General features: G+C 68.0%; 14 protein-coding genes. All 14 read left to right on the top strand.

Features of this window, described 5'->3' with window-relative positions:
• Positions 1 to 9 precede the first annotated feature (9 nt).
• Positions 10 to 1140 carry a flagellar biosynthesis protein FlhB gene (gene flhB / locus ACZK3W_RS10550; protein ID WP_423175434.1) on the top strand — a complete coding sequence of 377 codons (1131 nt, stop codon included), beginning with the start codon at positions 10 to 12 and terminating at the stop codon, positions 1138 to 1140.
• A gap of 44 nt (positions 1141 to 1184) precedes the next feature.
• Positions 1185 to 3245 (top strand): flagellar biosynthesis protein FlhA, encoded by a 2061-nt coding sequence (gene flhA, locus ACZK3W_RS10545; RefSeq protein ID WP_193391246.1) that lies wholly within the window; start codon positions 1185 to 1187, stop codon positions 3243 to 3245.
• 145 nt (positions 3246 to 3390) lie between these two features.
• Positions 3391 to 5013, top strand: a complete 1623-nt coding sequence (gene flhF / locus ACZK3W_RS10540) for a flagellar biosynthesis protein FlhF (protein WP_478450793.1) — start codon at positions 3391 to 3393, stop codon at positions 5011 to 5013.
• Positions 5000 to 5887: a MinD/ParA family ATP-binding protein gene (locus tag ACZK3W_RS10535; RefSeq protein WP_049401182.1), complete on the top strand. Its 888-nt coding sequence runs from the start codon at positions 5000 to 5002 to the stop codon at positions 5885 to 5887. The genes flhF and ACZK3W_RS10535 overlap by 14 nt, the downstream gene beginning before the upstream one ends.
• Entirely contained in the window at positions 5884 to 6627 is a 744-nt protein-coding gene (locus ACZK3W_RS10530) for an RNA polymerase sigma factor FliA (RefSeq protein WP_049401180.1), read from the top strand. The genes ACZK3W_RS10535 and ACZK3W_RS10530 overlap by 4 nt, the downstream gene beginning before the upstream one ends.
• A gap of 57 nt (positions 6628 to 6684) precedes the next feature.
• Positions 6685 to 7077: a chemotaxis response regulator CheY gene (gene cheY / locus ACZK3W_RS10525; RefSeq protein ID WP_006365466.1), complete on the top strand. Its 393-nt coding sequence runs from the start codon at positions 6685 to 6687 to the stop codon at positions 7075 to 7077.
• Complete coding sequence (locus ACZK3W_RS10520; RefSeq protein WP_478450792.1) at positions 7077 to 7682, top strand: protein phosphatase CheZ; 606 nt, start codon at positions 7077 to 7079, stop codon at positions 7680 to 7682. Before cheY ends, ACZK3W_RS10520 begins: the two co-directional genes overlap by 1 nt.
• A 2-nt stretch (positions 7683 to 7684) precedes the next feature.
• A complete protein-coding gene (locus ACZK3W_RS10515; protein WP_478450791.1) occupies positions 7685 to 9517 on the top strand; it encodes a chemotaxis protein CheA in 1833 nt (610 codons plus the stop codon).
• A 101-nt stretch (positions 9518 to 9618) separates the two neighbouring features.
• Positions 9619 to 10359 (top strand): flagellar motor protein, encoded by a 741-nt coding sequence (locus tag ACZK3W_RS10510; protein ID WP_010482457.1) that lies wholly within the window; start codon positions 9619 to 9621, stop codon positions 10357 to 10359.
• Position 10360: 1 nt separating this feature from the next.
• Positions 10361 to 11377, top strand: a complete 1017-nt coding sequence (gene motD, locus ACZK3W_RS10505; RefSeq protein ID WP_478450790.1) for a flagellar motor protein MotD — start codon at positions 10361 to 10363, stop codon at positions 11375 to 11377.
• 4 nt (positions 11378 to 11381) lie between these two features.
• Entirely contained in the window at positions 11382 to 12164 is a 783-nt protein-coding gene (locus ACZK3W_RS10500) for a ParA family protein (RefSeq protein ID WP_005413243.1), read from the top strand.
• Entirely contained in the window at positions 12161 to 13363 is a 1203-nt protein-coding gene (locus tag ACZK3W_RS10495; RefSeq protein WP_478450789.1) for a chemotaxis protein CheW, read from the top strand. The genes ACZK3W_RS10500 and ACZK3W_RS10495 overlap by 4 nt, the downstream gene beginning before the upstream one ends.
• A 287-nt stretch (positions 13364 to 13650) precedes the next feature.
• Positions 13651 to 13959, top strand: a complete 309-nt coding sequence (locus ACZK3W_RS10490; RefSeq protein WP_478450788.1) for an STAS domain-containing protein — start codon at positions 13651 to 13653, stop codon at positions 13957 to 13959.
• Positions 13956 to 14321 (top strand): response regulator, encoded by a 366-nt coding sequence (locus ACZK3W_RS10485; RefSeq protein ID WP_005409521.1) that lies wholly within the window; start codon positions 13956 to 13958, stop codon positions 14319 to 14321. Before ACZK3W_RS10490 ends, ACZK3W_RS10485 begins: the two co-directional genes overlap by 4 nt.
• Positions 14322 to 14347 lie beyond the last annotated feature (26 nt).

Here is a 14347-nt window from a genome sequence, read left to right as displayed (position 1 = left end):
GTGCCCGTGATGTCCGAGAACGAATCCGCCGGCGAAAAGACCGAACAACCTACCGAAAAACGCCTGCGCGACGCCCGTGAACAGGGCAACCTGCCGCGCTCGCGCGAGCTCGGCACGGCCGCCGTGTTCGGCGCCGGCGTACTGGCGGTGATGGCCATGAGCGGCTCGATCGGCCGCGGTGCAAGCGCCTGGATGAAGCATGCACTCAGCCCAGAGCAGAGCCTGCGGCAGAACCCGAAGGCACTGTTCGGCCACTTCGGCGACCTGCTGCTGCAGTTCATGCTGGTGATCGCGCCGCTGGTGCTGGTCTGCCTGCTGGCCAGCTTCGTCGCCCCGCTGGTGATGGGCGGCCTGCGCTGGTCGCAGAAGGCGATGATGCCCGACTTCAACCGCATGAACCCGATGAGTGGGCTCAAGCGCCTGTATGGCCCAGAAGCCATCGCCGAGTTCACCAAGTCGTTGTTGCGCGTGGCTTTTGTCGGCGTTGCCGCCGGGCTGGTGGTGTGGACCGGCTTCGACACCCTGCGCGGGCTGATCCACCACCCGCTGGAGACCGCCATCACCGACGGGCTCGGCTTCACCCTGCGCCTGCTGCTGGCCACCGCCGGCGCGATGCTGGTGCTGGCTGCCATCGATGCGCCCTACCAGCGCTGGAACTGGATGCGCAAGCTGAAGATGACGCGTGAAGAGCTGCGCCGGGAAATGAAGGAAAGCGAGGGCAGCCCCGAGGTCAAGGGCCGCATCCGCCAGCTGCAGCAGCAGATGGCCAACCGCCGGATGATGGAGGCGGTGCCCACTGCCGACGTGGTGGTGGTCAACCCCACCCACTACGCGGTGGCCCTGAAGTACGAAGGCGGCGCCATGAACGCCCCCAAAGTGGTCGCCCTGGGTGTGGACGAGACCGCGCTGCGCATCCGTGAAGTGGCCGACGGCAACAAGGTCGCTATTGTCTCCGCCCCGCCTTTGGCACGCGCCTTGTATCGGGAAGGCCAACTCGGAAAGGAAATCCCCGTGAGACTGTATTCGGCCGTCGCCCAGGTCCTGTCCTACGTCTACCAGCTGCGCGCCTGGCGCACTGGCCCGATGCCGGACGCCCCGCACATCCAGGTGGATGAATTCGGCAAGGGAGGCCGCCTGTGAGCGCCCAGCCCTCCACCGGTTTCAACACCCGCCGCGCGCTGGAAATGATCCGCCAGGGCCTTGGCGCACCGCTGATCGTGCTGGCCCTGCTGGCCATGGTCGTGGTGCCGCTGGCCGCACCGGTGCTCGACGCCCTGTTCACCTTCAACATCGCCATCTCGCTGATGGTGCTGCTGGCGGTGGTCTACGTGAAGCGCCCACTGGACTTCACGATCTTCCCGATCGTGCTGCTGATCACCACCATGCTGCGGCTGGCGCTGAACGTGGCCTCCACCCGCGTGATCCTGCTGAACGGCCAGAACGGCCATGACGCCGCGGGCAAGGTCATTGCCGCCTTCGGCGAGTTCGTGATCGGCGGCAACTACGCGGTCGGCATCGTGGTGTTCGCGATCCTGACCATCATCAACTTCGTGGTCATCACCAAGGGCGCCGGCCGCGTCTCGGAAGTGACCGCGCGCTTCATCCTCGACGCGATGCCCGGCAAGCAGATGGCGATCGACGCCGACCTCAACGCCGGTTTGCTGACGCGTGAAGAAGCCAAGCTGCGCCGCGAGGAAGTCCGCGAGGAAGCCGATTTCTACGGCGCGATGGACGGTGCCAGCAAGTTCATCCGTGGTGATGCCATTGCCGGCATCCTGATCCTGTTCATCAACATGCTCGGCGGCCTGGCCGTAGGCGTGCTGCAGCATGGCATGCCGTTCGGCGATGCCGCTGCCACCTACACCCTGCTGTCGATTGGTGATGGCCTGGTGGCGCAGCTGCCGGCGCTGCTGGTCTCCAGCGCCGTGGCCATGCTGGTCACCCGCGCCTCGCGTTCGCAGGACATGGCCCAGGCCATGACCGGCCAGGTGTTCGGCCAGTACCGCGCGCTGGCGATCACCGCCGGCATCATCGGCGTGGTCGGCCTGGTGCCGGGCATGCCCAACGTCGCTTTCCTGACGCTGTCCGCGATCCTCGGCTTCATCGCCTGGAAGGTCTACCGCAAGGGCAAGGCCGCGGCCACCGATCCTGCAGCCGCAGGCAATGACGCTGCCGCGCTCAACGCACTCGGCCGCCCGGCCGCGCCGGCTCCGACTGCCGAACTGAGCTGGGACGAACTGCGCCCGGTCGATCCGCTGGGCCTGGAGGTCGGCTACCGGCTGATTCCGCTGGTGGACAGCAGCCAGGGCGGCGAACTGATGGCACGCATCAAGGGCGTGCGGCGCAAGCTGACCCAGGACGTCGGCTTCCTGATCCCGTCGGTGCACATCCGCGACAACCTGGAACTGCCGGCCAACGGCTACCGCGTGCTGGTGCACGGCGTACCGGTGGCCACCGCCGAGATCCATCCGGACCGCGAGCTGGCCCTGGACCCGGGCAGCGCGCTCGGCGCGCTGGAAGGCATCGCCGGCAAGGACCCCGCGTTCGGCCTGGACGCGACCTGGATCCAACCGCACCAGCGTGCCCAGGCTGAAACGCTGGGCTATACCGTGGTCGATCCAGCCACCGTGGTGGCCACCCATCTGTCGCACCTGATCCGCGAACACGCGCCCGAGCTGCTCGGCCACGAAGAAGTGCAGCACCTGCTGGCCAACCTGGCCAAGAGCGCACCCAAGCTCGTCGAAGATCTGACGCCGAAGGCACTGCCGCTGTCGGCGGTGGTACGCGTGCTGCAGAACCTGCTGATCGAGCGCATTCCGATCCGCCAGTTGCGCAAGATCGCCGAAGCACTGGTCGAACACGCGCCCAACAGCCAGGACCCGGCCGTGCTGACTGCCGCCGTGCGCACCGCACTGGGTCGTTTCATCGTGCAGGAGATCGCCGGAATGTCGGCGGAGCTGCCGGTGTTCACGCTCAACCCACAATTGGAACGTGTCTTGCAGGAGTCCACGCAGGGCAACGGCGCCGCGCTGGAACCCGGACTCGCTGAGCGACTGCACCAGAGCCTGGCCGAATGTGTCAGCAAGCAGGAAGCCCGCAACGAGCCCGCGGTCGTGCTGGTACCTGGCCCGGTGCGTGCCGCGCTGGCCCGCCTGGTCCGCCACAGCGTTCCGTCGCTGTCGGTCCTGGCCTACAGCGAGGTGCCGGAGGACAAGCGCCTGAAGCTGGTCGGAACGATCAGCTGACGCCGCCCTCCGATGCGCCAGAAAACAGACACCACTTTCGAACCAACGCAACAGACAGATACCAAGGGGAACCCGCACCGTGCAGACCACCGACCACCCGAGTTCTCCGACCGCCACCCCGCCGTCTTCGTCCCGTGACCACAGCATGAAAATCAAACGATTCGTCGCCGCCGACATGCGCTCGGCCATGAACCTGGTGCGCAAGGAACATGGTCCTGACGCCGTGATCCTGTCCAACCGCCGGATCGAGGAAGGCATCGAGATCGTCGCCGCCGCCAACTACGACGAGAGCGCCGTGCAGCGTGCACTGGAAGCCTCGCGTCGTGACATCGCTCCGCCGCCGGCGCCGAAGCCGCGCACCGCCGCCGACGCGGTGATCGCCGCGGTCACCCGCCGCCGCAGCAATACCCCAGCACCGGAACCGGTCGCCGCAACCACCTCGGCCGTGGCGGCCCTCGCCCGCGCTGCGGTCGGCGCCACCGGCCGCACCCTGGACAGCGCCGACGAGATCGTGCCGACCCGCGGCAGCACCGGCTTCGCCGCCACCCTGGCACGCGCCGCCGTCAACGAACCGGCGCTGCCGGATCAGATCTTCGCTCCGTTCGCCGAAGCCATCGTCGCACCGGCGCCCAGCACCGCCGCACCGGCCAACCGCGCCCGCTTCCAGATCGACCCGCCGCACGAGACGCCTCACGAAAGCGCGGCGTCGGCCGTGCAGCCGCCGCCGCTGCCGACCGCTCCCGTGACCGAAGCGCAACCCGGGATCGTCGCCAGCGAACCGGCACCGGTCGAAGCCAGCGACGAAACCGGCGCTGCCCCCGTGCTGGCCCCAGCCCCGGCACTGACCCTGGTGGCCCAGGACGACGCCGAGATCCGCCAGCTGCGCCAGGAAGTGGCCGGCATGCGCCATGTGATCGAGCGCGAGATGAACCGCTTCACCGACGAGCGCCTGCGCGGCTGCCCGGTGCGCGCCACCGCGCTGGACCTGATGGACGAGTATGGCTTCGATGCCGGCCTCGCCCGCGACGTGGCCATGCAGATCCCGCTGGAGACCGAAGCCCACCGTGGCCGTGGCCTGATGCTGGGGCTGATCTCGCGCAAGCTGCCGATCGCCCCGGTCGACCCGCTGGAAGAAGGCGGCGTGATCGCCCTGGTCGGCCCGACCGGCGCCGGCAAGACCACCACCATCGCCAAGCTGGCCTCGCGCTTCGCCGAGAAGCACGCGCCGCGTGACGTGGCCCTGGTCACCACCGACACCACCCGCATCGGTGCTCGCGAGCAGCTGTACGGCTACGGCCGCCAGCTCGGCATCGCCGTGCACGAGGCCAACAGCGGCACCGACCTGGACCAGCTGCTGGAACGCCTGAAGGACTACAAGCTGGTGCTGATCGACACCGCCGGCCTGGGCCCGCGCGACCGCGCACTGGCCGCCCAACTGCAGTGGCTGCGTGCCGCCCGCCAGGTCCGCACCCTGCTGGTGCTGCCGGCCAACACCAGCTTCGGCGACATGGACGAGGTGGTCCGCCGCTTCGGCGCCGCCAACCTGCAGGGCCTGGTACTGAGCAAGCTGGACGAGACCGGCCGCTTCGGCAACGCCTTGTCGGTGGCCGTGGATCATGCCCTGCCGATCACCTGGGTGACCGATGGCCAGGACGTCCCGGAGGACCTGCACCGGGCCAGTGCAGCCAATCTTGTACTTCGCCTTGAAGATTTGCGCCGCGCGGCCGATATGCCCTGCAACCCGGAGTTGAACCATGCCGTCGCGTGAGTACGCCAAGCTGACCAAGACCTTCCCGCTGTCGGCCACCCGCAGCGAGCCGCTCGGCCCTGTGCGCACCATTGCAGTCACTGGCGGCAAGGGCGGCGTGGGCAAGACGAATGTGTCGGCCAACCTGGCCGTGGCACTGGCTGGCATGGGCAAGCGCACGCTGCTGCTGGACGCCGACCTCGGCCTGGCCAACATCGACGTGATCCTGGGCCTGAACCCCACCTTTACGCTGGCCGACCTGGTCGCCGGCCGCTGCACGCTGGATGACGTCATCGTCGAAGGCCCGAACGGCGTGCTGGTGGTCCCGGCCGCATCCGGCCGCCGCCACATGGCCGAGCTGGCCCCGGCCGAGCACGTTGGCCTGGTCAACGTGTTCTCCGAACTGGAGCGCGAGCTGGACATCATGGTGGTGGACACTGCCGCGGGCATCACCGATGGCGTGCTGACCTTCTGCCAGGCCGCACAGGACACCGTGGTGGTGGTCTGTGACGAGCCGGCCTCGATCACCGACGCCTACGCACTGATCAAGGTGCTGTCGCGCGAGCGCGGCGTGGACCGCATCCAGGTGGTGGCCAACATGGTGCGCGACCCGAACGAGGGCCGCGTGCTGTACGAAAAGCTGACCCGCGTCTGCGAGAAGTTCCTTGCCGATGTCTCGCTGAACTACCTCGGCTGCGTGCCGCAGGATGACTGGCTGCGCCTGTCGGTGCAGCGCCAGCAGCCGGTGGTGAAGGCCTATCCGTCCAGCCCGGCGGCGCTGGCGATCACCGAGATCGCGCGCCGTACCGCGCGCTGGCAGGCGCCGACCGAACCGCGTGGCGGCGTCGAGTTCTTCCTCGAACGCATCCTCAAGCAGCGTGGGGTGACGGCATGAAAGGCGCAGCCCAGTACAGGGAAGTGCAGCGCTCGGCGGCGAACGAAGTCATCGCCCAGCATTCGGACCTGGTGCGGCGCATCGCCCACCACCTGGCCGCGCGCCTGCCTGCCAGCGTCGAGGTCGACGACCTGATCCAGGCCGGCATGATGGGACTGATCGAAGCCTCGCGCAGCTATGACGCCGACCAGGGTGCTTCTTTCGAGACCTACGCCTCGATCCGCATCCGTGGTTCGATGATCGACGAGATCCGCCGTGGTGACTGGGTCCCGCGCTCGGTGCACCGCCGTGCACGTGATGCCGCCGCCACCATCCGCCGCCTGGAACAGAGCAGTGGCCGTGCCGCCAGCGCCACTGAAGTGGCCGCCGCGATGGAGATGCCGCTGCCCGAGTACCTGCGGCTGATGGAAGACGCTGCACGTGGCCAGGTGCTGAGCCTGGAATCGCGCATCGAGGACCAGGGCGAGCTGGACACCGTCGCCCAGGGCGGGCCGACCCCGCAGCAGGTACTGGAGCGCGGCGAGTTCGGTCGCGAGCTGGGCAAGGCCATCGGCCACCTGCCCGAGCGCGAACAACTGGTGCTCTCGCTGTACTACGAGCAGGAACTGAACCTGAAGGAGATCGGCGCGGTGCTCGGCGTGAGCGAGTCGCGGGTCTGCCAGATCCACGGCCAGGCGGTACTGCGCCTGCGTGGCCGGCTGAAGCTGTTCGAGGCTGCCGACGCAGGCCTCGAAGAATGAACATCCCCGAGGCGGCTGCCCCCGGCCGTCCGGAATGAACAACAAAGGAATTCTGCTTTGAACAAGAACATGCGCATCCTGATCGTCGACGACTTCTCGACCATGCGTCGAATCGTCAAGAACCTGCTGGGCGATCTGGGCTTCACCAATACCGCCGAAGCCGAGGACGGGCATGCCGCGCTGTCGCTGCTGCAGAGCCAGCCGTTCGATTTCGTGGTCACCGACTGGAACATGCCGGTGATGACCGGCATCGAGCTGCTCAAGGCGATCCGTGCCGATGCCAAGCTGAAGACCCTGCCGGTGCTGATGGTCACGGCAGAAGCCAAGCGCGAGCAGATCATCGAAGCCGCCCAGAGCGGTGTGAACGGCTACATCATTAAGCCGTTCACCGCGCAGACGCTGGAAGAGAAGCTCGGCAAGATCTTCGAACGCCTGGCGGCCAGCGCCTGATGGATACCACGGTCGACAAGAACGCCCTCGCCCTGCGCCTGCAGGAGGCTCTGGACGCACTCGAGTCCGGTGACGAGGCCGCCTGGCGGCAGCGCATCGATGGGCTGGCCGCGCTGCGCACGCAGCCGATGATGAGCGGCCTCTCGCGGCTGGCCCGCGAGCTGGGACAGGCGCTGGGCGAACTGCCGACCGTGCCGAGCGAAGCCGGCGAACTGGACGACGCCTGCGCGCGACTGGACCACGTGGTGGCGATGACCGAACAGGCGACGCACCGCACCCTGGACTTGGCCGAGGAATGCCGCAGCCTGACCGAACAGTTGCGCGCTGAAGGCCTGCAGCCGGGCCAGGACGCGCAGCTCGAGCGCATCCGCCACAACCTGACCGAGATCGCCCTGACCCAGAGCTACCAGGACCTGACCGGGCAGATCATCCGTCGCGTGGTCGGCATCGTCCGCCGCGTGCACGAAGGCTTCGGCGCGCTCGGCCTGCCGCCGGAACAGCATCGCACCGACCCGGAACTGGCCGGGCCGGCACTGAAGGGACTGGACCGCCACGCGGTCTCGCAGAACGACGCCGACGACCTGTTGTCGGATCTGGGGCTGTAAGCATGAGCGCGGTATCCGACGACATCACTGCCGATTTCATCATCGAGGCGCAGGAGATCCTGGATCGCCTCGGCGAACAGCTGGTGTCGCTGGAGCAGGCACCGCAGGACAGCGATCAGCTCAACGCGGTGTTCCGCGGCTACCACACGCTCAAGGGCGGCGCCGGCTTCCTCGGCGTCACCGCCATGGTCGAGCTGTGCCATGCCGCTGAAGAGGCGCTGGGCGCCGCACGTGCCGGCCAGGCCGTGCTGCAGGCCCACCACTTCGACGCGGCCCAGCAATCGCTGGACTACCTCCAGTCGATGCTGGACGCGGTTTCCTCCGGCACCGAGCCGGGCTATGCGCCGCCGGACCTGATCGCACAGTTCGACGTGCACGGCGGTGCCGTGGCTGCACCCGCCGCCGCAGCAGCACCCACCGCGGGTGGCAGCGACCTGATCACCGACGACGAATTCGAGGCTCTGCTCGACCAGCTGCATGGTGGCAACGCGCCGACCGCGGTCGCGCCAGCGAAGAAGGCCGACGACGGACTGATCAGCGAAGACGAGTTCGAAGCCCTGCTCGACCAGCTGCACGGTGGCGCGGCACCGGGCACCAAGCCTGCGGCCGTGGTGGCACCGGCACCGATCACAGCGCCGCGCCCGGTCGCCGCACCGGCACCGGCGGCGAAGCCGGCCGCCAAGCCGCTGGCCGAGGCCGAACATACCGTGCGCGTGGACACCAAGCGCCTGGACGCGATCGTCAACCTGATCGGCGAACTGGTGCTGTCACGCAATCGGCTCAAGACCCTGCGTGCACGCCTGCGCGATGAAGAGCTGGACCGGGCCGTGTCCACTCTGGATATCGCCACCGCCCGCCTGCAGTCGGCAGTGATGCGCACCCGCATGCAGCCGGTGGGCAAGGTCTTCTCGCGCTTCCCCAAGGTTGCCCGTGACGTCGCCCGCTCGCTGAAGAAGGAAGTGGACCTGGAACTGATCGGCGCCGAGACCGAGCTCGACCGCAATCTGGTCGAAGCGCTGGCCGACCCGCTGGTGCACCTGGTCCGCAACGCCATCGACCATGGCGTGGAAATGCCCGACCTGCGCGAGGCACAGGGCAAGCCACGGATGGGCCATGTGCGCCTGTCCGCACAGCAGGAAGGCGACTACGTCAGCATCGAAGTGCAGGACGATGGCGCCGGCATCGACCCGGAAAAGCTGCGCGCCAAGGCGCGCGAGAAGGGCCTGATCGATCCGGAAGCCGCCGCCCGCCTGAGCAGCGAGGAGTGCCTGCACCTGGTGTTCCTGCCCGGCTTCTCGACCAAGCAGCAGGTCACCGACATCTCCGGTCGTGGCGTCGGCATGGACGTGGTGCAGTCACGCATCCGCGAACTGAGCGGCCAGATCCAGATCCAGTCGGAACTGGGCCGTGGCAGCCGCTTCCTGATCCGCGTGCCGCTGACCCTGGCGATCCTGCCGACCCTGCTGGTGCAGGCCGGCGAGGACGTCTATGCGCTGCCGCTGGCCCGCGTGATGGAAGTGCTGCACGCGCCGCGCACCTCGCTGGGCTGGTTCGATGGCCGTGCCGTGCTCGACCGCCGCTCGCACACGCTGCCGCTGGTCGATCTGCGCCAGTGGCTGGATGTGACGCCGGCCGCCTCGCCGCTGCTGACCATCGTGGTGCTGCAGGCTGGCGAAGCGCGCTTCGGGCTGGTCGTGGACCAGGTACGCGGGCGTGAGGAAGTGGTCATCAAGCCGCTGCCGAAGGCGCTGCGCGGCCTGCGCGGTTATGCCGGTGCAACCTTGATCGGCGATGGTCGCATGGCGCTGATCCTGGACGTGGACGGGCTGCGATGAACCCCGCCGGGCCATGCCCGGCGCCCCGAAAACTGTGACTACCGTCTGTACGCGATCTACCGGTGTCTCAAGTCCCATTCATACACGCCGATACCGGAACCATGGATAGACTCAGCCTCATTGGACTCTTTCTCGCCCTGGCCTCGCTGGTCGGCGGCAGCATCCTCAAGGGCGCCGGCCTGGCGTCGTTGTGGTCGCCTGCGGCGTTCGTGATCGTCATCGTCGGCACCGTCGCCGCGATCCTGCTGCACACCTCGCCGGCGGTGTTCAAGCATGCCTTCAAGATCGTGCGCTGGGTCGTGCGCCCGCCGCACAGCGATCGCCGCGAACTGATCCAGCAGATCGTCGAGTGGAGCAACATCGCCCGCCGCCAGGGCCTGCTGGGCCTGGAATCGCAGGTGGAAGCACAGCAGGACCCGTTCCTGCGCAAGGGCCTGCAGCTGCTGGTGGACGGCGTCGAACCCGAATCGATGCGGCACATGCTGGAAATCGAACTGGGCAGCCAGGAACACCAGGACCAGGCCGGTGCCAAGGTCTTCGAAGCGATGGGCATCTATGCACCGACGCTGGGCATCATCGGTGCCGTGCTTGGCCTGATCGCGGTGATGAAGAACCTGGCCGATCCGAGCAAGCTCGGCCACGGCATCGCCGCAGCGTTCACCGCCACCATCTACGGCATCGCCTCGGCCAACCTGCTGTTCCTGCCGGTGGCCGCCAAGCTCAAGAGTGTGATCTCGCACAACACCCGCGACCGCGAAATGGTCATTGAAGGCCTGATCTCGATCGCCCAGGGCGAGAACCCGCGCAACATCGAAACCAACCTCTCCGGCTTCCTGCACTGACATGGCCCGCCGCAAGCACCACGAAGAGCACGCCAACCACGAAGCATGGGCGATCCCCTATGCCGATCTGATGACGCTGCTGCTCGCCTTCTTCGTGGTCATGTACGCGATTTCCTCGGTGAACGAAGGCAAGTACCGGATCATGGCCGACGCGCTGACCGATGCCTTCGGGGGCGCGCCGCGCACCATCAATCCGGTACAGGTGGGTAACAAGCAGGTGCAGGGTGGCGGCTGGGACAGCCCCTCGGTGATCAAGTCCGGCACCAAGATCGGGCCCTCGGCGCCTGCGCCGTCGCACGACCCGACCCTGCTGCCGTCGATGGCCTCGCAGATGCGCATGCCTGTTTCGGTGCACAACCAGGAGCAGATCGCGCGCGCCGAGCGCCAGCTCAACAGCATCGCGGACCGCCTGACCGCCGCACTGGCGCCGCTGATCGACCGCGGCATGATCAGCGTGCGCCGCACCGAGCTGTGGATCGAAGTCGAGATCAACAGCGACATCCTGTTCCCCACCGGTTCGGCCGCGCTGGACGTGCATGCGCGGCAGACCCTGGCCAGCCTGGCCGAGGTCCTGCGCGACGTACCCAACAGCGTGCGCGTGGAAGGCCACACCGACAACGTACCGATCGCCACCGCCACCTTCCCGTCGAACTGGGAACTGTCGGCCGGGCGCGCGGCCAGCGTGGTGCACCTGTTCGCCGACCAGGGCGTGCAGCCGTCGCGGCTGGCGATGGTCGGCTACGGCCAGTTCCGCCCGCGCGAAGAGAACGACAGCGCGCAGGGCCGCAACCGCAACCGCCGGGTGATGGTCATCATCCTGGCCGACACCTCGCACTCGGTGGACCCGCTGGGCCAGCGCCTGAACGCAGCCACCGGTGCCACCCGGAACACCGATACCAAACAAGCCGCGGCAACTCCGGCTACCGCCCCCACCTCCCCCATCGCACCGGTGAAGTTGCCGCCGGTGCCGGCTGGCAGCCGCGTCGGCGCCGCCGTTCCCCCGGCAATGAAGGAGTAATCCGATGCGCATCTGGGCAGTCGCCAACCAGAAGGGCGGAGTCGGCAAGACCACCACCACCCTCGCCCTCGGCCGCGGACTGGCCGCACTTGGCCATCGCGTGCTGCTGATCGACCTCGATCCGCACGCCTCGCTCAGCCGCGCGTTCGGCGTACCGGTGGACCCGCCGCCGGCTGGCGTGCTGGAGCTATTCGGCGCCCCGCCCGCCGATCTTTCCAGCCTGTGCCATGCCAGCAGCATCCATGGCCTGGACTATGTCTGCGCACAGTCCGCGCTGGCCACGCTGGAACGCCGCAGCGCCAACCAGCCCGGCCTTGGCCTGGCACTGCAGAATGCGCTTGCGCGCCACCAGGGCCAGCACGACTACATCCTGCTGGACTGCGCCCCCACCCTCGGCCTGTTGATGATCAATGCGCTGGCCGCAGCCGATCGCCTGATCATCCCCACCCAGGCGGAGCCGCTGGCCCTGCATGGCCTGGATGGCATGGTCCGCACCGGCGAGATGGTCGAACGCTCGCGCCGCCGCCCGCTGCCGATCTCGATCCTGCCGACCCTGTTCGACCGCCGCACCCGCGCCGGCAACGAGTCGCTGCGCACGATGCAGGATCGTCACGGCACCCGTGTGTGGGAAGACGCGATTCCGATCGACACCCGCATCAGCAACGCCGCCGGCCTGACCCTGCCGAGCGTTGGTGAGGATTACCCGGGCCGCGGCCTGGCCGCCTATCGCCGCGCGCTGAACTGGATCCTCGGCGAGGATGCCCGCGCTCTGGAGCAGGCCGCATGAACAGCACCGGTGTACTGGACGACTACCTGGACGAACTGCTAGGCGAAGCGATCGCCGCGGCACCACCGGCTGCACCGCCGCCGGCGAGCGACGAAGCGTCCCCGGCAATTGCAGCCGACGCCGAACGCGAGCCGACCTGGGATGACCTGCCGGCCGAGGTGATCTACGAAACCGAGACCGTCGCCGCTGCGCCTGCCGTCGACAACGCCGCACTCGAAGCCGCCTTCGAGGCGGCCGCAACGGCTGAGCGCGAGCCCACCTGGGACGATCTGCCCGCCGAAGTGATCTACGAAACGGAGACTGTTGCTGCTGCCGCGGCAGAGGACGACGCGGCACTGGAGGCCGCCTTCGAGGCCGCCGCAATGCCTGTCGCCGCCCCCGAGCGCGAACCGACCTGGGATGACCTGCCTGACGAGGTGATCCACGAGACGGCCCCTGCTCCCGCCACCGCCAAGTCCGGCCCGGAACCTACATGGGACGACCTGCCGGACGAAGTGATCTACGAGACCGATCCGGCCGACAGCCATCGACTCGCCCACACCGACAGCCCCGGCCTGGAGGCCGCGTTCGAGGCCGCTGCCGGCGGCGAGGACGTTCCTGCGCCACCAGCGGCCGTGGTCGCAGCACCCGCTCCAGTTGCACGCACCGATGCCGCGCCGCCCCCGCGCGTGGCCGTGGACGCGCCAGCAGGCAACCGCCCGAGCAGCTGGCAGGAGCTGCAGGCACAGGCACATCGGCCCGCCAGCAGCCCGCATCCACAGAACCGACGCGCCGGCGAGCGCACCTCGCGCTGGCTGCGCCTGCGCTGCGGCACCCAGGCCTATGCACTGGAACTGCTGAAGGTGCAGGAAGTGGTGCTGCCGGTGCCGCTGCTGCCGTTGCGCGGCACTGCGCCGGCCATGCTGGGCATCATGAACCTGCGTGGCCAGGTGGTACCGGTGATGGACCTCGGCCTGCACCTGGGCGCCGCGGCCGCCGAAGACGACTCACAGACCCGCATCGTGGTGCTGGAGGAAGACGGCGAGACCATCGGCCTGCGCGTGTCGGCAGTGGAAGATGTCGCCAACCTCACCGACTCGCAGATCGAGCCGCCCGATACCGCTCGCATCTGCCAGATCTCCAACGACCTGTTCCGTGGCGTCGCCCGGGTCAGCCAGCGCCCGATGATCCTACTGGATGCCACCCGGCTGCTGAGCTGAGCGGAAAAAAAGGGGACGGAGGGGATTAAGTCGCAATCGACCAGGCTCTCCCGCAGCCACCTTCGGCAACGGCGACCACGCAGTGGGCACGTAAGGCGTTGATCCAACGGATCAACACCTTGCGTACCCGACAGGCACCGCATCGGCGCAAAGCGCCGAGCCAGTTGCGACTTAATCCCCTCCGTCCCCTTTTCAACAGCGACCGCATCGACGCACCGCGTCGATTCCCCTAAAGAACCCCACCGGGGTGCCGTTATGGATCACGGAACCGTTTGTCCGGAGCAACGATGAGCACTGTCGAACTGGGTGGGGATCTCGGCATCGAGAGCACCACCGAGCTCAAGAACCGCCTCGCCCCGCTGGTGGCGCAGGCAGGCGAGCTGACCCTGGATGCCAGCCAGGTCGCCCGCATCCACACGGCCGCCGTGCAGGTGCTGTGTGCGTTCGTGCAGGCCCGCCGCGAGGCAGGCCTCGGCACCGACTTCCACGGTTGCACTGCAACCTTCCGTGACGCCGCGCGCCTGCTGGGCGTCACCCAGGCCCTGGGCCTGGACGTAACCCATGACAACCTGAAATCTGTGGAGAACGCTGCATGAGCGCACGTATCTTGGTGGTGGACGATTCGGCGTCAATGCGCCAGATGGTGTCCTTCGCCCTCACCTCGGCCGGTTTTGCCGTCGAAGAAGCTGAAGACGGCGCGGTCGCGCTCGGTCGCGCCAAGGGCCAGCGCTTCAATGCGGTGGTCACCGACGTCAACATGCCGAACATGGACGGCATCGCGCTGATCCGCGAACTGCGCCAGCTGCCGGACTACAAGTTCACGCCGCTGCTGATGCTGACCACCGAATCGGCCGCCGACAAGAAGTCCGAAGGCAAGGCCGCCGGTGCCACCGGCTGGCTGGTCAAGCCGTTCAATCCGGAACAGCTGGTCGCCACCGTGCAGAAAGTGCTGGGCTGATCGCCCGCCACCGCTCCCCCTCTTCG

The organism is Stenotrophomonas sp. 80084_Sma (assembly GCF_056481995.1).
The sequence above is the reverse complement of the archived record's forward strand: the minus strand, read 5'-3'. Positions and strand labels throughout refer to the sequence as shown.